Below are 20696 nucleotides of genomic sequence, written 5' to 3'. Positions count from 1 at the left end.
TCGGGCGCCCGCGAGCGACGCCGTGGCCTGTCCGGGGACGCGACGACCGGCTACCAGCCGACCCGGGTGGGCTGGTCGTAGCGGGGACGGCCGTCCATCGACGACCGCCAGGTGGACTCCGCCAGGCTCGGCGCCCACTGACGCAGCAGTGTCTCGGCACCGTCGTACGCGACGCACAGCACCGCCAGCACCCGCGCCGCGATCTCGGCCGCGTCGGCGACACCCGGCCCGACCGGCGTCAGGCGGGTCGGCGGACCGGTGGCGGTGGCGGCGACCACGGCCACCGCCTCGGCCGAGCGCAGCACGTCGGCCATCGTCCGGGCCAGGGCGAGGCGGCTGCCCTCCACCCAGTCGGCGAGGGCGTCCGCGTACCCGGCGGTGGATTCCAGTCGCCCGACCAGGCTCTCCGGACCCTCGTCGAGATGGCGCAGCAGCGCGGCGCGCTCCTGCCCGTACGCCGAGGCGGCCGGACCGGACCAGAGCACCGGGTCGGTGAGCGCCGCGCCGACGTCGTCGTACCCCCGGACCAGCCGGCGCACCGCGTGCCCGGCGCTGGCCAGCGGCGCCGGGTGCAGGTCGAGGAAGCCCCGGACGGCGTCACCCGGCAGCACCTGCATCCGGCGCAGCAGAGGCCAGACGCGGTGCCCCTCGGGAACGCCGGCCGCGAGCAACGCGTCCACCCGGTAGAGCAGGTTGAGGCCCGGTTCGGCGAGCCGGTCCAGCGGGTCCATCACGGCTCCCCGATGATCCGGCGGCGGGCGGCGCGGTCGACCTCGGCGTACCGGTCGGCGGCCTCGCGGACCGCCGAGGAGGCGGCGGCGAGCCGAGCGGCGGCGGCTCGCGCCTCGCGGGCCCGATCGTCGGTGGCGGCGGTCCACTGTCGGTGCAGCGCGCGACCGATCTCGCCGGGGCGGCCCGGGGCGTCCGCGCCGAACGCGGCCTGGGCCGGGTCGCTTGCGGTGACCGTGTGGGACAGCGTGGTCAGGATGGCGCTCGCCTCATCGAGCCGCGCGGAGAGCGCGCGCAGTGCGTCCATGTCAGGCCCCCGCGAGCGGTCGGTAGGCGGCGAACGTCTCGTTGTGCAGCTTCTCCCGGGCCCACTCGGCGGCGTCGGCGGCCGCGGTGACGGCGGCCTGCACCGAGCCCGCCACGTCTCGTGGGCTGCGGGTGTGCAGCGGCCCGAGGAACCGGACGTCGGTGATCCGCCCGCCGGCGGTGACCACCACCTCGACCAGCCCGTCCGGCGACCGGACGGTGACCTCGACTGTCGAGACGGCCTGGTCGAACTCGGCCTGCAGCGATTCGATGCGGCGGTAGCGCCGCACCGCCTCCTCGATCCAGGCCTCGTCGATCTCCCCCCGCGGCATCGGCGACTCCTCCCGGATGGCCCCTCACTGAGCGTGCCGTCACCGTCACCACGGCACACCGGACCGTACCGCACCGCAATCGCGCGTGTCGATGGCTGTGGACAACCGGCTGGAGCTGCGGGTCAGCCCTTCCAGAGGGCGAGCATCATCGCCTCCACCGCGATCCGTGGCTTGACGTTCGCCTCGATCGCCGCCCGGCAGGCGAGAACGGCCTCCAACCGGCGCAGCGAACCCTCGGCGTCCCACTTCTGGGCCCCCGCGCCGGCGAGCGCGGCGGTGTCGGTGTGCACGGGATCGACCGGGGCCCGCAGCGCCATGGTGAGCGCGTCCCGGTAGAAGCCGGCCAGGTCGACGAGCGCCCGGTCCAGCGCGTCCCGCTGGGCCCTGGTGGCCCGCGACTTCTGCCGCTTCTCCAACTCCTTGAGCTGCCCGGCGGCACCGCGCATCGCGCCGGCCGCGCCCCGACCGGTGCCGCCCGCGCCGAGCGCGGTCTCCAGCGCGGCCCGTTCCGTCGCGTCCGACTCGGACACCGACGCCTCGGCCTCCGCCTCGGCCGCCTCGATCAGCGCGGACGCCGCGTCGAACGCCGCGCCGACGCCGGTCAGCCGGCGCGGCACGGCGAGGACCGCCTCACGCCGCTTGCGGGCCTCCGGATCACGGGCCAGCCGGCGGGCCCGACCCACGTGCCCCTGCGCGGCAGCCGCCGCCCACTGCGCCACGTCGGGCGCGATGCCGTCCCGCCGGACCAGCACCTCGGCCACCGCGGCGGCCGGCGGCTGGCGCAGGGGTACGAGACGACAGCGCGACCGGATGGTCACCGAGATGTCGTCCGGGTGGGTGGACGGGGCGCAGAGCATGAAGACCGTACGCGGTGGCGGCTCCTCGATGGCCTTGAGCAGCGCGTTGCCGGCCGCCTCGGTGAGCCGGTCGGCATCCTCGATGACCACCACCTGCCACCGCCCGCCGGACGGGGTGCTGGCCGCGCGCAACACCAGCGCGCGCATCTCGCCGACGCCGATGGAGAGCCCTTCCGGCACCACCATCCGGACGTCGGCGTTGGTGCCGCCCATCGTGGTGTGGCAGCCGGGGCACTCGCCGCAGCCGGTGCCGTACGTGCACTGGAGGGCTGCGGCGAAGGCGCGGGCGGCGACCGAGCGACCGGAACCGGGTGGCCCGGTGAAGATCCAGGCGTGCGTCATCCCGGTGGACGGGTCCAGCGCGCCGGGCTCGGTGTCGCCGGGCTCGGGAGCGGCCTCGCCGGCCGCGCCTGCGGCGATCAGCGCGGGTGCCCGGTCGGCCGCGCCGGCGCGCAGCACTGCCGCCGCCGCGCCGGCGGCCCGGCGCAGTTCGGCGACCGCCTCGTCCTGGCCGACCAGATCGGCGAAGACGTCCGGCATCAGGTCTTGTGCTCCATCGTCACCAGCTCCGCGTCGGATAACTCGGGCTGCACCGAGGTGTCCGGGCCCTGCGCGGGGCGGGGGTGCACGATGCCGCCCGGCTTACCCAGCATCTCCTGCACACGCCGGACCACCAGGCCGGTGATCTCGTCGGCCGGTCGGGACGCGTCGAGCACCAGGTAGCGCTTCGGGTCGGCGGCGGCGAGGTCCAGGAACGCGTAGCGGACGCGCTCGTGGAAGGCGATCGACTCCGCCTCGAGCCGGTCGGCGCCCGCGTTGCGCGAGGCCACCCGGGACAGGCCGGTCCGGGGCTCGACGTCGAGCAGCACCACCAGGTCCGGCTTGAGCCCTCCGGTGGCCCAGGAGGAGAGCCAGGAGACCTCGTCGACCGGAAGCGTCCGCCCGGCGCCCTGGTACGCGAGTGACGAGTCGACGTACCGGTCACTGATCACCACACCGCCACGGACCAGCGCAGGCCGGACCACTGCGGCCACGTGGTGTGCCCGGTCGGCGGCGTAGAGCAGCGCCTCGGCGCGCGGGGAGGGCGCCTCGTCGCCGGAGGTGTCCAACACCAGCGACCGGATCCGCTGGCCGACGGCCGTGGCCCCCGGCTCGCGGGTGACCAGGACGTCGCAGCCCTGGCCGCGCAGCCGCTCGGCGAGCGCGGTGAGCTGGGTGGACTTGCCGGCGCCCTCGCCGCCCTCGAACACCACGAAGAGCCCGGCGGAGACGAACGGCTCGGAGGGCATCAGCGGGCGGCCCCGGATCGAGCCCCAGAGGTCGGCGAGGACGGGAACACCCTTCTTGTCGTCCATCTGGCCGAAGGCGCTGATCCCGGCGAAGATGCCGGCGGCGCCGGCGGCGAGCAGCAGCAGGCGGGTGGAGGAGATGGAGATGCCGAGGTCGGCGATTGTCAGTTTGCGGGAGCCGCCGACGCCGACCAGCACGCTGCTGAGCCCGATGGCCAGGATCAGCACCAGCCGGGTGCCGATCTGCACCACCGCGAAGACCCGGCCCCGCACCTCGTCGGCCACCTCGCCGCCCAGCAGTGTGGTGCCGGCCAGGAAAGCCATCCCGGCACCGGCGCCGACCAGGACCGCGCCGACGATCGCCATGGACAGGTGGATGGCGAAGGCGAGGGTCATCACGGCGGCGCTGGCCAGCACGATGCTCATGCCGAACCACCGGCGCCGGGACATGTCCTTGACGATCATCGGACCGAGACCGATGCCGAGGGCCAGACCGGCGAACATGGCGCCGAAGAGCAGCGAGAACGCGGCGTCGCCGGCGCCCAGCGAGTTGGCGAAGAACTTGGCCGTGCCGACGACGATGCCGCCACCGGCGAACGCCCCGAAGATGCCCAGCACCAGACCACGCACGAGCGGGGTCTTGCCGATGTACTTCCAGCCCTCGGAGAACTGCCGGAACATGCTCTGCTCGGAGCGCTCGGCCTCACCGCGTTGCGCCTCGCTGATCTCCTTGATCCCGAAGGCCACCACCAGGGCGGTGGCGAGCCGGGAGAAGGAGTTGAACCAGAGCGCGAGCTGGGCCGGTTCCGCCCAGTTCGGCAGGTCACCGCCGACGGCGCCACGGACACCACGGTCGAGCACGGCCAGGCCGATCGCGGCGGCGATCGGGGTAAGGCCGTACGTGGTGATCAGGGTGAGCTGGTTCGCCGCCTCCAGCCGGGCCCGCGGGATGAGGTTGGGGACCGCGGCCTCCTTGGCCGGGATCCAGAGCAGGGTGATCGACTCGATCAGGAAGGTGGCGATCAGCGCCCAGCCGACCACCAGACCGCCCGCGGCGCCGGTGAGGGCGTAGAGCGGGATGGACGCGAAGAGGACGAAACGCAGGAGGTCACAGATGACCATCGTCCAGCGCCTGTCGAACCGGTCGGCGAAGACGCCGGCCACCGGGCCGAGCACCAGCGCGGGCAGCAGCCGGATCGCTGTCACACCGCCGAACGCGGCGCCCTGGGCGGTGCTGCCCTGCACCTGGGAGGCGGCGAAGAGAGCGGTGGCCAGCAGACCGAGCCAGTCGCCGAAGGAGGCCGCGCCGAGCACGATCCAGAGCCGCCGGAACGGCCTGATCCGCAGAACCGAGCGGATCGCGGCGTAGCCGGACGGATCGACCTGACCGGAGCTGGACTGGTTGGCGGCGTTGCCCGACTGGTCACCCGCGCGCGACACGCCGGGCGACTCGCCGCTGTTCTGGCTTTCGATGGCCGTACCTCCACGTGCCGGCCCATCGCTGGGCACCCCCGGTGGAACACTCTAGACCCGGTGGGGGCCGCCCCACCGGCGACATTCTCCTGCTCGCTGAGCCTAGGCCGCCGGAGGCACCGGCCGCAGCCCGGGACGTACGCGAGGGTATTTCGCATTCACCGTCGGACAGTTAGCGTGCACACGTGGCCATCGAAAGCGACAAACTGCGCGACCGCCTGGACCGGGCGACCGCCCATCTCGACCCCCCGTACGCCGTGGTGGATCTCACCGCCTTCGACGCCAACTCGGCGGCCCTGACCGACCGCGCCGCCGGCAAACCACTCCGGCTGGCCAGCAAGTCGGTGCGCAGCCGGGAGTTGATCGGCCGGGCACTCGCCCGACCCGGCTGGCACGGCGTCATGGCGTTCACAGTGCCCGAGGCGATCTGGCTGGTCCGCGCCGGTGTGAGCGACGACGTGCTGGTCGCGTACCCGAGCGCCGACCGGGCGGCCCTCGCCGAGCTGGCCGCCGACCCGACGCTCGCCGCCGCGATCACCCTGATGATCGACGGCACCGGGCAGCTGGACTTCATCGACGCCGTCCGCGCCCCGGGGCAGCGCGCCGAACTGCGGCTCTGCCTGGACCTGGACGCCTCCTGGCGACCACTGCGCGGGGTGCACGTCGGCGTCCGCCGCTCGCCGGTGCACAGCGCCCGGGCGGCCGGCGCGCTCGCCGCCGCCGTCGCCGGCCGCGCCGGCTTCCGGCTGGTCGGGCTCATGTCGTACGAGGCGCAGATCGCCGGCCTGGGCGACGCGCCGCCGGGGCGGACGCTGCTGGCCGGCGCGATCCGGCTGGCCCAGCGCGGGTCGTACCGCGAGTTGCTGGCCCGCCGGGGCGCGGCGGTGGCGGCGGTACGCGAGCACGCCGACCTGGAGTTCGTCAACGGCGGCGGCACCGGCAGCGTGGCCGCGACAAGCGCCGATCCCGCGGTCACCGAGGTCACCGCGGGATCGGGCCTGTACGGGCCGACGCTGTTCGACGCGTACCGCGCCTGGCGGCCCACCCCCGCGGCGTTCTTCGCCTGCGCGGTGGTCCGCCGGCCGACGCCGGAGCTGGCGACGGTGCTGGGCGGCGGTTGGATCGCCTCCGGCCAGGCCGCCGACAGCCGGTTGCCCCGGCCGTGGCTGCCGGCCGGCCTGAAGCTCGTCGCCACGGAGGGCGCCGGCGAGGTGCAGACTCCGCTGTCCGGCGCGGCGGCGGCCGGCCTGAAGGTCGGCGACCGGGTGTGGTTCCGGCACGCCAAGGCCGGTGAGCTGTGCGAACGGGTCAACGAGCTGCACCTGGTCGAGGGGGACGCGATCGTGGCGACCGTGCCCACCTACCGGGGCGAGGGCCACGCGTTCCTCTGACGGGCCGCCCCGCGCGCCGGCTCAGGCGTGCTGGACGGCCTCGGCCTGCTGCTCGGCGGCGGGTCGACCGCTGTCGCGCCCGTCGACCTGGCGATGCAGGTACTCCCGGATCAGCGCCTTCGCCTCAAGCAGCACCCGCTCGTCGCCGTCGGACTTCCGCCGGAACGCGAGCTTGATCAACGCGTCGGCGGCCTCCACCGCGATCTCCAGGACGAAGCGCAGCTTCGGCACGTCGGTGAGCCCGAAGCGCTCGGTGAGCACCCGCGCCAACTGGTCGGCGATCACGCCGTTGTTGTCCCGCTGCTCATCGAGCAGGTGCAGGTCGACCACGTCGCCGAAGTGCAGAGTACGGAAGCCAGGGACGGTGCGGTGCATCGTGATGTACTCGTCGATGCCCGCGTCGACGCCGTCCCACCAGTGGGTCATCTCGTCGGAGGCGAAGCGCTCGTCGAGCCGCTGCAGGTAGGACTCCATCGTGCGCAGGGTCAACGCCTGCACGATCGCCCGCTTGTCCGGGAAGAACTGATAGACCGACCCGATCGCCACTTCGGCCCGCTCGGCGAGCAGGGTCGTCGTCAGACCCTCGTACCCCACCTCGTCGACGAGTTCGGCGCAGGCATCCAACATGCGCTGTACCCGCGCGACACTTCGACCCTGCACCGGTACGCGGCGCAGCGGCCCGGTCGTGGCGGCTGGTGTGGACACTCGGCGCCACCCCCCTTCGACGGATGAACATATCTCCACGTCACGAGTCCGTGACTACCGGTACAACGAGCGGATCGCAATTGCGGTATTTACCAGGTACAACGTTCCTGATATGAAGTCAGTTCATATTCATGAACAAGGAGCGCGCATGGTCGGCACCGCACCGCTCACCGCCCGCTGGTCCAACTGGGCCGGCAACCAGCGTGGCAGCGCCACAGCGATCCTGCGCCCCGGCTCGCCGGACGACGTCGCCGAAGCCGTACGCGCCACCGCCGCCGCCGGAGGCCGGATCCGCGTCGCCGGCAGCGGCCACTCCTTCACCGCTGTCGCCCTGGCCGACGACCGGCGGATGGAGCTGTCCGAGTTGGACACCGGTGTCAGTGTCGACGTCGCGCGCCGACTCGTCACGGTACCGGCGGGAATGACCCTGCACACGCTCAACGGGCTCCTCGCCCGGCACGGCCTCGCACTGCCCAACCTCGGTGACATCGACGCGCAGACAGTCGCCGGCGCGATCTCCACCGGCACCCACGGCACCGGCGCCGGCTTCGGCTGCCTGTCCACCTTCGTCGAGGCCCTCACCCTGGTCACCGGCACCGGCGAGGTGCTGCGCTGCTCCGCCGACGAGCATCCCGACGTCTTCGCCGCCGCCCGGGTCGCGCTCGGCGCGCTCGGCGTCCTGGTCGAGGTGACCCTGCGCTGCGTGGACGCCTTCGTCCTGCACGCCCACGAACGCCCCGCCGCGCTGGCCGACGTGCTCGGCGACCTGCCCACGCTGATCGGCGGCCACGACCACGTCGAGTTCTACTGGTTCCCCTACACGTCCCGGGTCCAGGTCAAGACCAACAACCGGGCGCCCGCCAACGACCGGCCGCTGCCCCGCTGGCGCGGCTGGCTGGACGACGACTTCCTGTCCAACACGGTCTTCGCCGGGGCCTGCCGACTCGGCCGAGCCGTGCCGGCGCTGGCACCGGGCATCAGCGCCGTCTCCGCCCGCGCGCTCACCGAACGGCAGTACACCGGGCGCTCCGACCGGGTGTTCTGCACCCCGCGCCGGGTCCGTTTCGTCGAGATGGAGTACGGCCTGCCCCGCGAGGCGCTGCCCGAGGCGCTCGCCGCGCTGCGACGGATAGTGGACGGGCTGCCGTTCAAGGTCCTCTTCCCGGTCGAGGTGCGCTTCACCGCCGCCGACGACATCTGGCTGTCGCACGGCTACGGCCGGGACAACGCGTACGTCGCCGTGCACCAGTACGTCGGCATGCCGTACGAGCCGTACTTCCAGGCCTTCGAGAAGGTCGCCGCCGGGTTGGGTGGCCGCCCGCACTGGGGCAAGCTGCACTACCGCGACGCCGCGTCACTCGCCACGGCGTACCCCCGCTTCGCCGACTTCCAGGCGGTCCGCGACCGCCTGGACCCCCACCGGGTCTTCACCAACCCCCACCTGACCCACGTCCTCGGGGTCTGACGGCGCGCTGGACCAGGACTTGGGTCACGGCCGGTGTCGAGAGGGGCTCAGCCGCCCGACGCCACCACCTGGTTCGCGCCGGCCCCCAGGGCCCGGACGTAGCCGAGCACCCGCTGGTACGCCGCCCGGTAGTCGCCCCGCAGTTTCGGCGGGGTGCCCGGGTCGGCAAGCGCTGTGGTCAGGTCGACCAGCCGGAGGGCCGGTGTCAGGTCGGTCCAGGTGGGCAGTGCCTCCATCCGGGTCACCGTCCAGCGCCCCGGGGCGGTCTCGGTGAAGGTCGCCCGGGCCATCACACCCTCGCGGTTGTCGTTGATCGGCTCCTCGTGCCGGGCCAGTTCGTTGCCCATGCCGAAGACCACCCACTTGTCGCCGAAGCGCTGGAACGGCTGCACCGCGTGGGCGTGATGGCCCAGGATGAGGTCCACGTCGGGCGACGAGATCAACTGCTCGGCCCAGGCCCGCTGGTCGGCGTCCGGCAGGTGCTGATACTCCGTACCCCAGTGCAGGCTGAGCACGACGATGTCGGCGCCGGCGGCGCGCGCCTTGTGGGCGGCGGCGAGGATCTTGGGCGGATCGATGAGGTTGGCCAGCCACGGCTGACCCGGGGGTCGGGTCAGCCCGTTGAAGTTCAGGCTGTACGCCAGGTGGGCGACGCGGACGTCGCCGACCTGGTAGATCCGGGGCCGGGCCGCTTCGGCGGCGCTGCGGGCGCTGCCGGTGTGCCCCAGCCCGGCGGCGTCGAGTGCGCGGATGGTCCGGGCCACCCCGTCGGCGCCCTGGTCGAGGGTGTGGTTGGAGGCGGTCGAACAGCCGTCGAAGCCGGTGGTGCGCAGCCCGTCGAGCACCTGCGGGGGCGCGTTGAACGACGGATAGCCGGCGAACGGGCCGGCGGGATCGGCGAGTGGCGTCTCGAGGTGGCACAGCGCCAGGTCGGCGCCGCGGACCGCCGGGGCGACCCCGGCGAACATCGGGGCGAAGTCCATGCCGCCGGCACGGGCAGCGTCCCGGCGTGCCTGCTCGGTCACCGCTGGATGGATCAGAACGTCACCCGCGGCGACGAGCCGCACGGTCCGCCCTTTGGCGGGATCCCGGCTCGGCCCGGTGGACGACCCGGGGGCGACGGTCGGCGGGGAAGCGTGCGACGCGATGGCGCCGGCCGGCGAGGGGCTGTCGGCGTCCATCGTCCGGATGCCGACCGCGGCCACGGCGAGCAGCAGCGCACCCGCCGCAGCACCGACGAGCACGCGGCGGCGCGGGACCGGGGTTGCGAACATCCCCTCACGTTAGGCAGTCCACACCAGAGCCCCGCCACCGAATCGGACATTTAACCCATTAGGGGCAGTGTGCTGGCTGTCACTCCTCGGCGGGACTGGCGGTGGCCTTCTTCGGGGCCGCCTTCTTCGCCGGGGCCGCCTTCCTGGCCGCCGTCGCCTTGGCGGTGGTGGTCTTCTTCGCGGCAGTGGACTTGCTGGCGGCGGCCGTCTTCTTGGTGGCCGTCGCCTTCTTCGCGGGCGCCTTCTTCGCCGCCGCCTTCTTGCGCGGCGCCGGACCCTTGGCACGCTTGTCGGCCAGCATCTCCGAGGCTTCCTCGAGGCTCAACGCCTCCGGGGTCTGCCCGCGCCGCAGGGACGCGTTGAACTCGCCGTCGGTGACGTACGGGCCGAAACGCCCATCCTTGATCACGAGCGGTTTCTCGGTCAGCGGGTCGACGCCCATCTCCCGCAGTGGCGGCGCGGCGGCCCGCCGGCCCCGGGTCTTCGGCGCGGCCAGCAGGGCCAACGCGTCGTCCAGGCTGACCGTGAACATCTGCTCTTCGGACTCCAGCGAGCGGAACTCCTCGCCCCGCTTCACGTACGGGCCGTAGCGACCGTTGTTGGCGAACACCTCGACGCCGTCGGGCGCGACGCCCACCAGCCGAGGCAGGCTGAGCAGCCGCAGCGCCTCCTCCAGGGACAGCGAATCCGGAGTCTGCGACCGCAGCAGCGACGACTTGCGCTCACCACTGGACACGTACGGGCCGAAGCGGCCGGACTTCAGCACGATCGGCTCGCCGGTGGCGGGGTCGTCACCGAGCTTGCGCTCGCCGCTGCCACCGAGGAACAGCTCGTGCACCTTCTCCGGGGTCAGCTCGTCCGGGGCGAGGCCCTCGGGGATCGGCGCCCGGTCACCCTGGGGGCCGCTCTCCTCGCCCTCACCCGTGGCGGCCGGCGTCGGCTGCTCACCGCCGGGCAGCTCCCGCTGGAGGTACGGCCCGTACCGGCCGACCCGGACGACGACCTCGCGGCCGTCCTCGTCGGTGAAGAGCGGGATGGAGTTGACGCTGCGGGCGTCGATGTCGCTGAGGTTCTCGGTGACCAGCTTCTTCAATCCGCCGGAGCGGGCGATGTCCTGGTCACCGGCACCGTTGGAGCTGCCGAAGTAGAACGCGGTGAGGAAGTCGACGGCCGCGTGGTCACCGCCGGCGATCTCGTCCAGCTCGTTCTCCATGCTGGCGGTGAAGTCGTAGTCGATCAGGCGGGGATAGTGCCGTTCCATCAGGCCGATCACCGCGAAGGCCAGGAACGTGGGGATCATCGCCTGGCCGCGCTTGGTGACGTACCCCCGGTCCTGGATCGTCTGCATGATCGACGCGTAGGTCGACGGACGGCCGATGCCCAGCTCTTCCAGGGCCTTGACCAGCGACGCCTCGGTGTAGCGCGACGGCGGCTGGGTGTGGTGACCCTGCGCGGCCAGCTCGTCGGCGGTCAGCGGCTGGTCCTTGACCAGGGTGGGCAGCCGGCGCTCGGCGTCCTCGGCCTCGGCGTTCTCGTCGTCGCTGGACTCGACGTACGCGCGCAGGAAGCCCGGGTCGGTGATGGTCTTGCCGGTCGCGCCGAAGTCGGCCTCCTCCTGCGAGGTGGAGACCGCCCGGATGCGCACCGACACGCTGGAACCGACCGCGTCGGTCATCTGCGAGGCGATCGTCCGCCGCCAGATCAGCTCGTAGAGCTTGAACTCCTCGGCGGACAGCTCCTTGGCCACCTCGCCCGGGGTGCGGAAGTTGTCCCCCGCCGGGCGGATCGCCTCGTGCGCCTCCTGCGCGTTCTTCACCTTGCCGGTGTAGCGGCGCGGCTCCGGCGGAACGCTGCGCTCGCCGTACAGCTCGACGATCTGCCGGCGGGCCGCCGAGATGGCGGTCTCCGACAGGTTCACCGAGTCGGTACGCATATAGGTGATGTAGCCGTTCTCGTAGAGCCGCTGCGCGGTACGCATCGTCTGCTGCGAGGACAGGCGCAGCTTGCGGGCCGCCTCCTGCTGGAGCGTCGAGGTGATGAACGGCGCGTACGGGCGGCGACGGTAGGGCTTCTCCTCGACGCGGGTGACGGTGAACGGCCGGCCCTCAAGGCGGGCCGCGAGCCCTCGGGCACCGCCCTCGTCCAGGTGGACGACGCCGGCGCCGGCCCGGACCCGACCCGTGGTCGGCTCGAAGTCCTTACCGGTGGCGATCCGGTCGCCGTTCAACGCGATCAGGGTGGCGTTGAAGGCCCGGGGCCCCTCGCCGGCGTTCGCCACGGCGAGGGTGGCCAGGATGTCCCAGTATTCGGCGGTGCGGAACGCCATCCGCTGCCGCTCCCGCTCGACCACGATCCGGGTCGCCACGGACTGCACCCGGCCGGCCGAGAGCTTCGGCATGACCTTCTTCCACAGCACCGGGGAGACCTCGTAGCCGTAGAGGCGGTCGAGGATCCGCCGGGCCTCCTGGGCGTCGACCAGGTCGCGGTCGATCTCCCGGGGGTTGGCCACCGCCGCCTGGATCGCCGGCTTGGTGATCTCGTGGAAGACCATCCGCTTGACCGGCACCTTGGGCTTGAGCGTCTCCACCAGGTGCCAGGCGATCGCCTCGCCCTCGCGGTCCTCATCCGTGGCCAGGAAGATCTCGTCGACCTCCTTGGCCAGCTTCACCAGCTTGCTGATCTGCTGGCGGCGGTCGGCGGAGACGACGTAGAGCGCGTGGAACCCGTTGTCCACGTCCACCCCGAGGCGGGCCCAGGACTCGCCCTTGTACTTGGCCGGCACGTCGGCGGCGTTGCGCGGCAGGTCGCGGACGTGACCGAAGCTGGCCTCCACGACGTACCCCGGGCCGAGGTAGCCCGAGATCGTCTTGGCCTTCGCCGGTGACTCGACGATGACCAGACGGGTGGTTCCAGCTTTGCTCGGCACGTCTCTGTCGACCTCACTCCTGCTCGTGGCCTTCCGGCGCCCGGACAGCGACCGCTCTCGACCCCGCCGTGGCACCGGCGGTCCGGATGTCCAACGTAACCCGCCGTCCGCGTTTCGGGTTTCGCGGGCGGCAATCCGCTGCGGCGCGGCGCTCCCCGCCCCGCCGCGCTCGGCACTGCCGGACGGCGCCACCGTACACCGTGAGTAGGGCTCGAAGCGGGTCACTGTGACGATGGCGGACCCTCGGCCGAGGCCCGACCCGGCTGTTTTCCCCCGGATCGGCCCGCCAGCTGTCCGTCACCGGACACCCCGTCCCATACCCCCCACCCGCGTCGATCATGGGGTTGTGGTGGGCGTTCAGCCCCGAAGGAGAGGAAAGTCCACCACCAAAACTCCATGATCGGCAACGAGGGGGCGGGGTCAGGGGCGGCGGGGTCAGGGCCAGGCGTCTGGTGGTGCGGCCGGTGGCGGTTCGCCGACCAGTTCGGCGAGCCGCGCCATCCGGCGTCGGCCGGTGATCCGGTACGCCGGGCCGCCCTCGCCGGGGCCGAGCAACGTGCCGTCCAGGCCGGCGGCGGCGAGGGCGGCGCCGATCGCGTCCCACGACTCCTGATCGCCCTCGCCGAGCCGCAGCAGGAAGCCGCCGGGCGGCTCCGGGGTCCCGGCGGCGGCGAGCCAGAGCCGCAGCCGCCGGCCGGTCAGGTGGAAGACCTCCGGCGGGCGCTTCGCCGAGCCGTGCAGCCACGCGACCGCGAGCGGCTTCAACAGCCGGGTGTACGACGTCCGGACGGTGTGTCGCTCGTCCTCGGTCGGCTCCCAGCTCGCGGCCAGCCCGCGCAGCGCCAGTTCGGCGACGAGCACGTGCACCCGCCAGGCGGCGTCCACCCGCACCGCGAGCCGGGCCGTGCCGCCCATCCGAACCACCTCGCCCGGCCCGGCCAGCAGGCCGGCCAGATCGGCGACCGCCGGTTCGGCGGCATCCGCGCCGAAGAAGACCAGTTGCCGCCCCGCGTCGTCGGCGTGCGGCTGCCCCGGACGACCCGACTCCGATCGGGCCGGGCCGCCGCGTCGCCGGCCGGCACCCGACGTCGCCGCGCCGGTGTCCGGCGGATCGGGCTCGGGTGCGGGAAACAGCGCCGGCAGCGGCTGCGCCGCCGGAGAGTCCCCGAGCCCCTTCAGCGACACTCCGGCACCTCGTCGAATGCCTGTTTCAACTCCTCGGAGTTGAGCTGGCTGGTGTCCAGGGCGCTGGCGTCGTACTCCTTGTTCAGCGTCTCGACGGCGGCCCGCACGCCGTCGTAGAAGGCGGCCGGCTCGCCGGTGCCCAGCCCCTCGATGGTGTCCCGGGCCCGGCCGTAGGCGTCCCGCATCTTGCTCAGCGAGCTGCGGAACCCGGCGGAGATCGCCTCGCCGTTGTCGGTCTCCGGGACGCCGGCCTGCTCGACCTTGCGGCGCGCGGTCTCACTGGCCTGCTCCGCACCGCCGAAGAGCCGCACCAGGTTCTCCTTGGCCTGCGCCGGAGTGGTCTGCGCCGTCATCTGCTGATCGGCGCTGCTGGTCAACTTGCTGATCTCGGAACGCCACGGCGTGAGCGCGCCGCAGACCGACGCCGCCCAGGCCCGCGGGCTGGGCCCACCACCGCAACCGGAAAGGACGACGACGATCGTGGCCAGGACCACCGTGAGCTTTCCGGCGGCAGACGCCCGGCACGTACGCATGCGTTGCAGCGTACGGCCTGCGGCCAGGCCTGGCACCGGTCCGGATGGCCGGGGTCCCCGCCCGACGGGTACGTCGGACGGGGACCCCGGTGCCGGTGTCGCTCAGGCGTTGATCGTCTCCGGCCGGTGGTCGGCGCTGCCCGCACCGGTGTTGCCGCCGGCGTCGGAGTCGTCCATCGCGATGCCCTTGCGCTTGCTGAACACCACCGACGCCACGATGATCGCCGTCGCCACCAGCGCGATGGTCACCCGCAGGCCGACGTTGCGGTCGTCGCCGACGCTCCACGCCACCACGGCGGGCGCGATCAGCAGCGAGACCAGGTTCATCACCTTGATCAGCGGGTTGATCGCCGGGCCGGCGGTGTCCTTGAACGGGTCGCCGACGGTGTCGCCGATGACCGTGGCGGCGTGCGCCTCGGAGCCCTTACCGCCGTACGCGCCGTCCTCGACCAGCTTCTTGGCGTTGTCCCACGCGCCACCGGAGTTGGCCAGGAAGACAGCCATCAGGGTGCCGGCGCCGATCGCACCGGCGAGGTACGCCGCCAGCGCGCCGGGCCCGAGGCCGAAGCCGACAGCGATCGGCGCCAGGATGGCGAGCAGACCGGGGGTCATCAGCTCGCGCTGCGCGTCCCGGGTGCAGATGTCGACGACCTTGCCGTACTCCGGGCGCTGGGTGCGGTCCATGATGCCGGGCAGCTCACGGAACTGCCGGCGGACCTCCATCACCACGGCGCCGGCCGAGCGGGACACCGCGTTGATGGCCAGCCCGGAGAAGAGGAAGACGACAGCCGCACCGATGATCAGGCCGACCAGGTTGCGCGGGTTGGCCACGTTCAGCGAGTTGAGGATCTCGGTCCCGACGTCGCCCACACCGGCGTCCGCGTACGAGGTGCGCAGCGTGTCGGTGTACGAGCCGAACAGCGCGGTCGCCGCCAGCACCGCCGTGGCGATCGCGATGCCCTTGGTGATCGCCTTGGTGGTGTTGCCGACCGCGTCCAGCTCGGTGAGCGTCCGGGCGCCGTGCTCGTCGATGTCGCCGGACATCTCGGCGATGCCCTGCGCGTTGTCGGAGATCGGTCCGAAGGTGTCCATGGCGACGATGACGCCGACGGTGGTGAGCAGGCCGGTGCCGGCCAGCGCCACCGCGAACAGCGACAGCGTGATGGAACTGCCGCCGAGCAGGAACGCCCCGAAGACGCCAGCGCCGATCAGCAGCGCCGAGTAGACAGCCGACTCCAGCCCGATGCTGATGCCGGCGAGGATCACCGTGGCGGCGCCGGTCTGCGAGCTCTTGCCGATGTCCTGCACCGGCCGGCGGTTGGTCTCGGTGAAGTACCCGGTCAGCGCCTGGATCGCCGCGGCCAGCACGATGCCGATCACGACCGCGCCGATGGCCACCAGTCGCGGGTTACGGTCGACGTCGGTGAGGCCACCCTCCAGCTCGGCGAAGGTCGCCGGCAGGTACGCGTACGCGGCGATCGCCACCAGCACCGCGGAGAGCACGGCGGAGATGTAGAAGGCCCGGTTGATCGCGGTGAGGCCGCTGCGGTCGGAGGCGCGCAGCCGGGTGATGAAGACGCCGACGATGGCGACCAGCACGCCGATGGTGGAGATGATCAGCGGGAAGACCAGCCCGTCCTCGCCGAAGGCGGCGCGGCCGAGGATCAGCGCTGCGACAAGCGTCACCGCGTACGACTCGAAGAGGTCGGCGGCCATGCCGGCGCAGTCACCGACGTTGTCGCCCACGTTGTCGGCGATGGTGGCGGCGTTGCGCGGGTCGTCCTCGGGGATGCCCTGCTCGACCTTGCCGACCAGGTCGGCGCCGACGTCGGCGGCCTTGGTGAAGATGCCGCCGCCGACCCGCATGAACATCGCCAGCAGCGCGGCGCCGAAGCCGAAGCCCTCCAGCACCGTCGGCGCGTCACCCCGGTAGACCAGGACGACGAGCGCGGCGCCGAAGAGACCGAGGCCGACGGTGAGGAAGCCGACCACGCCGCCGGTCCGGAAGGCGATCTTCATGGCCGCCTCGCGGCCACCCTGCCGCTCCCGGGCGGCGGCGGCCACACGCAGGTTGGCGCGGGTCGCCAACCACATGCCGGCACCGCCGATGGACGCGCTGAACACGGCGCCCACGATGAAGAAGAGCGAGCGGCCGAGCTTCACGGCCACCTCGCTGCCGTCGGTGTCGTGCACCGGCAGCAGGAAGAGCAGCACCACGGCGACGACGACGAAGATCGCCAAGGTGCGGAACTGGCGGAGCAGGTAGGCCGAGGCGCCCTCCTGGACCGCCCCCGAGATCTCCTGCATGTTCGTGGTGCCCTTGCCGGCTGCCAGCACCGTCTTCGTCAGCGCGGCGGCGAAGACGAGCGCCACCAGCGCGATGACCGCGGCGATGACGACGTATGTGACATTGCTTCCGGTAAGGGAAAGCCCGCCGCCATCGGCGGCCAAGGTCTCGGACATCTGTGTCCTCCTGTTACCGAACACTCGCGTCGACGGGTGGAGACGCACCGGTCGACGCCTGGATGCGGACTCGCAAGCGCGCGCCAACCCACCCCAGCGGACCAGCGATGACCACCCATACCCGCTGGCTGCGGGTTGGATCACTTGCTGACAACCCGGGTACTGTAGCCCTCCACAGTGTTCGAGGTCACACCGAGGTGGCACCGTGTCTCGATGATCTTCGTCGCTGTGTTATGAAACGAAATCTGATATAGGGCCCGATCCATGACGAGAAGGCCGCACCCTCGGCAGGGATACGGCCTTCTTCGGCGGTTTCTCGGGCTTGAGCGGTTCCTCGACTCAGCGGCCGACCGGCCACACCATCCGCACCTCGGTGCCGATGCCCTCGTCGACCGGGCGCACCTGCAGATCCTCGACGAAGCCCGCCAGCAGGGCGAACCCGACGCCCGTGGTCAACGCCTCGTCGGTCAGCGACTCGTTGGCCAACTCGTCCGGCGGCAGCGCCGCCAACCCGATGCCGGCCTCGATCGGCGCACGGTCCACCACCCGCACCGCGTACGTGCCGCCGTCGGACATTTCCACCAGCACCGGATCGGCCAGGCCGTACTGCCGGTGCAGGGCGACCGCCCGGGTGCAGGCCTCACCGATGGCCAGGCGCACCTCGTCCAGCAGATCCTCGCGGACACCGGCACGCCGGGCGACGGCGACGCCGACCAGTCGGGCGGTACGCACGTGTACCGGCGCCGGAGAGAAGGAGAGCCGGACCGTCGCCATCACGCGTTGGCGCCGGTCGGGCCCGCACCGACCGCAGCCTCGACCGTGGGGTGCAGCGGGAACACCTGGTCCAGCGCCGTGATCCGGAAGATCTTGAGCAGCGGCTCCTTGTCACAGACCAGGGCGAACGAGCCGCCGGCCGTACGCAGCCGCTTGTGCGCGCCCACCAGCACGCCGAGACCGGTGGAGTCGAGGAAGTCCACCCGCCCGAGGTCGACGACCACGTGCCGGGCGCCACCGTCGATCAGCTCGAGGAGTCGTTCACGGAGCCGGGGCGCGGTGTAGACGTCCACCTCACCGCCGACCTCGAGCACCGTGTGCTCGCCCACGGTGCGCGTCGCCAGCGACAGCTCCATCGGTCCTCCTCGCCAGAGCCGTAAACTCTCCTGGGCATCTAACCACTACCGCCGGGACACCCTGCGGTCACCGGCGGAGGCTTCCCCTTACCCCCGGCCCCGGCTTTTCATCTCCGAACACCAGTGCGAGAGTGCAGGACGTGACCTCCAACGACTTCCTCTCGGCGCGGCCTACGCCGCGCCGTGACCTGGAGTCGTCCGCCGCGCCCACCGTATCCGCAGGTCACGACGTCGGACCAGCGCCGGTCGACCTGCTGCGCCGGCTACGCGCCCGGGGCGCCGGCGACCCGGTCACCCACGTCGAGCGGGTGCCGGCCCGGGTCGGCGTGCCCGCACCCTGGCCGGCGTGGGCACCACCGGAGCTGCGGGCGGCGTTCGCCCGCCGCGGCGTGGTCGCGCCCTGGCAGCACCAGGCCGAGGCGGCCACCCTGGCGTACGACGGCGGCCACGTGATCGTCGCCACCGGCACCGCGTCCGGCAAGTCGCTGGCGTACCAGCTCCCGGCGCTGGCCACCCTGCTCGCCGACCCCCGGGCCACAGTTCTCTACCTGGCGCCCACCAAGGCCCTCGCCGCCGACCAGCTCCGCGCCGTCGCCGGCTTGGAGCTGGAGGGGGTACGCCCCGCCTGCTACGACGGGGACACGCCGCGCGCCGAACGGGAGTGGATCCGCCGGCACTCCCGTTTCGTGCTGACCAATCCCGACATGCTGCACCACGGCATCCTGCCCGGCCACGCCCAGTGGTCCGGTTTCCTGCGCCGCCTCGCGTACGTGGTGATCGACGAGTGCCACACCTACCGGGGGGTGTTCGGCTCGCACGTGGCGCACGTGCTGCGGCGACTGCGCCGGCAGTGCGCCCGCTTCGGCGCCACCCCGGTGTTCGTACTCGCCTCGGCGACGTCCGGCGACCCGGCGACCGCCGCCGGCCGACTGACCGGCCTGCCGGTGACGGCGGTCACCGAGGACGCCTCACCGCGCGGCGGGGTGACCTTCGCGCTCTGGGAGCCGCCGCTGCTCGCACCCGACTCGGCCACCCCCGCGGTGCCCGCGCAGGCCGCCGGCGACCACGACGCCACCACGGACCTCGTCCAGGTCCGCCGGTCGGCGCTGCGCGAGACCGCGGACCTGCTCGCCGACACGGTCGCCGAGGGCGTACGCACGCTCGCGTTCGTGCGATCCCGCAAGGGCGCCGAGGTGGTGGCCGCCAACGCGCGCCGGGCCCTGGACGACGCCGTCCCGGGGCTCGGTGACCGGGTCGCCGCCTACCGGGGCGGCTACCTGCGCGAGGAGCGGCGCGAGCTGGAACGTGCCCTGCTGCACGGTGACCTGCTCGGCCTCGCCTCCACCAACGCGCTGGAGCTGGGCGTGGACCTGGTCGGTCTGGACGCCGTGCTGATCTGCGGCTATCCGGGCACCCGGGCGTCGCTGTGGCAGCAGGCCGGCCGTGCCGGGCGATCCGGGCAGGAGGCCCTCGCCGTACTGGTGGCACGGGACGACCCGCTGGACACCTACCTGGTGCACCACCCGGAGGCGATCTTCGGTGCGCCCGTCGAGGCGACGGTGCTCGACCCGGCCAACCCGTACGTGCTGGCGCCGCAGTTGGCCTGCGCGGCAGTCGAGGCGCCGCTCACCCCGGCCGACCTGGCGCTCTTCGGCGACGGGGCGAAGGAGGCCATCGACCAGTTGGTCGAGGCCGGCGCGCTGCGGCAGCGGCCCACCGGCTGGTACTGGCGGCACCGCGAGCGCCCCGAGGTGGACCTGCGCGGCGAGGGCGGCGCCCCGGTGTGCGTGGTGGAGTCCGCCACGGGCCGGCTGCTCGGCACCGTCGACGGCGGCTCGTCGCACTTCCTGCTCCACCCCGGCGCGGTCTACCTGCACCAGGGCATCTCGTACGTGGTCGACGACCTCGACCTGGCCGACGGCTGCGCGCTGGTGCACGTCGAGGAGCCGGACTGGTCCACCCACGCCCGGGACGTCACGGACCTGTCCGTGGTGTCGGTGCGCTCCTACGTCGACGCCGGGCCGGTCGGGATGTTCCTCGGCGAGGTGGACGTGACCAGCCAGGTCGTGTCGTACCAGCGGCGTCGGATCGCCACCGGCGAGGTGATCGACACCCGGCCGCTCGACCTGCCCACCCGGGAGCTGCGCACGGTGGCGGTCTGGTTCACGCTGTCACCGCGGTCGCTGGCCTCCGCAGGGGTCCAGCAGGCCGACGTCCCGGGTGCGCTGCACGCCGCCGAACACGCCGCGATCGGCCTGCTTCCGCTGATGGCGACGTGCGACAGGTGGGACATCGGCGGGCTCTCCACCGCCCTGCACCCGGACACCGAGGCGCCGACGGTCTTCGTCTACGACGGGCACCCGGGCGGCGCCGGCTTCTCCGAGCGGGCGTACGGGACGGCCTCGGCGTGGCTGCGCGCCACGCGGGACGCCATCGCGGAGTGCGGCTGCGAGACCGGCTGCCCGTCCTGCGTGCAGTCGCCGAAATGCGGCAACGGCAACAACCCGCTCTCGAAGCCGGACGCGATCCGGGTGCTCGACGTGGTGCTGGAGAATCTGCCCGCCTGACGCACCTTGCATGAATCCCGACGGCACTGGGCACAATGGCATGGGAGCGCTTCCATCGATGCTTGTGTTCC

General features: G+C 72.7%; 16 protein-coding genes. 3 read left to right on the top strand and 13 right to left on the bottom strand.

The window, feature by feature from the left end:
- Positions 1 to 50: 50 nt before the first annotated feature.
- The 5 genes from ACLQ27_RS15395 to tmk form a co-directional block, all read right to left on the bottom strand.
- A complete protein-coding gene (locus ACLQ27_RS15395; RefSeq protein ID WP_357491121.1) occupies positions 51 to 731 on the bottom strand; it encodes a hypothetical protein in 681 nt (226 codons plus the stop codon).
- A complete protein-coding gene (locus ACLQ27_RS15390) occupies positions 731 to 1036 on the bottom strand; it encodes a hypothetical protein (RefSeq protein ID WP_357491123.1) in 306 nt (101 codons plus the stop codon). Before ACLQ27_RS15390 ends, ACLQ27_RS15395 begins: the two co-directional genes overlap by 1 nt.
- 1 nt (position 1037) lies before the next feature.
- Positions 1038 to 1367 carry a YbaB/EbfC family nucleoid-associated protein gene (locus ACLQ27_RS15385; protein WP_007454690.1) on the bottom strand — a complete coding sequence of 110 codons (330 nt, stop codon included), beginning with the start codon at positions 1365 to 1367 and terminating at the stop codon, positions 1038 to 1040.
- A 122-nt stretch (positions 1368 to 1489) separates the two neighbouring features.
- The gene (locus ACLQ27_RS15380; protein ID WP_425867253.1) at positions 1490 to 2764 is read right to left on the bottom strand and encodes a DNA polymerase III subunit delta'; all 1275 of its coding nucleotides are present in this window, start codon (positions 2762 to 2764) and stop codon (positions 1490 to 1492) included.
- Positions 2764 to 4827 (bottom strand): dTMP kinase, encoded by a 2064-nt coding sequence (tmk, locus tag ACLQ27_RS15375; RefSeq protein WP_425867349.1) that lies wholly within the window; start codon positions 4825 to 4827, stop codon positions 2764 to 2766. Before tmk ends, ACLQ27_RS15380 begins: the two co-directional genes overlap by 1 nt.
- A 344-nt stretch (positions 4828 to 5171) precedes the next feature.
- On the opposite strand from tmk, the gene ACLQ27_RS15370 reads away from it, so the two are divergent.
- Positions 5172 to 6377, top strand: coding sequence for an amino acid deaminase/aldolase (locus ACLQ27_RS15370; protein WP_425867251.1), 1206 nt, complete (start codon positions 5172 to 5174; stop codon positions 6375 to 6377).
- A gap of 21 nt (positions 6378 to 6398) precedes the next feature.
- Here ACLQ27_RS15370 and ACLQ27_RS15365 read toward each other — a convergent pair whose 3' ends face one another.
- Positions 6399 to 7004 carry a TetR/AcrR family transcriptional regulator gene (locus ACLQ27_RS15365; RefSeq protein ID WP_234584216.1) on the bottom strand — a complete coding sequence of 202 codons (606 nt, stop codon included), beginning with the start codon at positions 7002 to 7004 and terminating at the stop codon, positions 6399 to 6401.
- Positions 7005 to 7230: 226 nt separating this feature from the next.
- Between ACLQ27_RS15365 and ACLQ27_RS15360 the strand changes: the two genes are divergently transcribed.
- Positions 7231 to 8547: a D-arabinono-1,4-lactone oxidase gene (locus ACLQ27_RS15360; RefSeq protein WP_357573528.1), complete on the top strand. Its 1317-nt coding sequence runs from the start codon at positions 7231 to 7233 to the stop codon at positions 8545 to 8547.
- Between the two features lie 47 nt (positions 8548 to 8594).
- Here the strand turns inward: ACLQ27_RS15360 and ACLQ27_RS15355 are convergent, their stop codons facing one another.
- The 7 genes from ACLQ27_RS15355 to ACLQ27_RS15325 form a co-directional block, all read right to left on the bottom strand.
- Entirely contained in the window at positions 8595 to 9821 is a 1227-nt protein-coding gene (locus ACLQ27_RS15355) for a CapA family protein (protein ID WP_357573529.1), read from the bottom strand.
- Between the two features lie 79 nt (positions 9822 to 9900).
- Entirely contained in the window at positions 9901 to 12747 is a 2847-nt protein-coding gene (gene topA / locus ACLQ27_RS15350) for a type I DNA topoisomerase (RefSeq protein WP_234584150.1), read from the bottom strand.
- Between the two features lie 435 nt (positions 12748 to 13182).
- Complete coding sequence (locus tag ACLQ27_RS15345) at positions 13183 to 13932, bottom strand: hypothetical protein (RefSeq protein WP_357491137.1); 750 nt, start codon at positions 13930 to 13932, stop codon at positions 13183 to 13185.
- A complete protein-coding gene (locus ACLQ27_RS15340; RefSeq protein ID WP_234584148.1) occupies positions 13923 to 14465 on the bottom strand; it encodes a hypothetical protein in 543 nt (180 codons plus the stop codon). The genes ACLQ27_RS15345 and ACLQ27_RS15340 overlap by 10 nt, the downstream gene beginning before the upstream one ends.
- Before the next feature lie 102 nt (positions 14466 to 14567).
- Positions 14568 to 16928 carry a sodium-translocating pyrophosphatase gene (locus tag ACLQ27_RS15335; RefSeq protein ID WP_357573531.1) on the bottom strand — a complete coding sequence of 787 codons (2361 nt, stop codon included), beginning with the start codon at positions 16926 to 16928 and terminating at the stop codon, positions 14568 to 14570.
- A 339-nt stretch (positions 16929 to 17267) separates the two neighbouring features.
- The gene (locus ACLQ27_RS15330) at positions 17268 to 17702 is read right to left on the bottom strand and encodes an ATP-binding protein (protein ID WP_234584146.1); all 435 of its coding nucleotides are present in this window, start codon (positions 17700 to 17702) and stop codon (positions 17268 to 17270) included.
- Positions 17702 to 18058 carry an STAS domain-containing protein gene (locus tag ACLQ27_RS15325; protein ID WP_007454668.1) on the bottom strand — a complete coding sequence of 119 codons (357 nt, stop codon included), beginning with the start codon at positions 18056 to 18058 and terminating at the stop codon, positions 17702 to 17704. Before ACLQ27_RS15325 ends, ACLQ27_RS15330 begins: the two co-directional genes overlap by 1 nt.
- 188 nt (positions 18059 to 18246) lie before the next feature.
- On the opposite strand from ACLQ27_RS15325, the gene ACLQ27_RS15320 reads away from it, so the two are divergent.
- Complete coding sequence (locus tag ACLQ27_RS15320; protein WP_425867347.1) at positions 18247 to 20625, top strand: DEAD/DEAH box helicase; 2379 nt, start codon at positions 18247 to 18249, stop codon at positions 20623 to 20625.
- Positions 20626 to 20696: the final 71 nt, after the last annotated feature.

It is taken from the genome of Micromonospora sp. DT63 (assembly GCF_049841615.1).
GTDB lineage: Bacteria > Actinomycetota > Actinomycetes > Mycobacteriales > Micromonosporaceae > Micromonospora.
The sequence above is the reverse complement of the archived record's forward strand: the minus strand, read 5'-3'. Positions and strand labels throughout refer to the sequence as shown.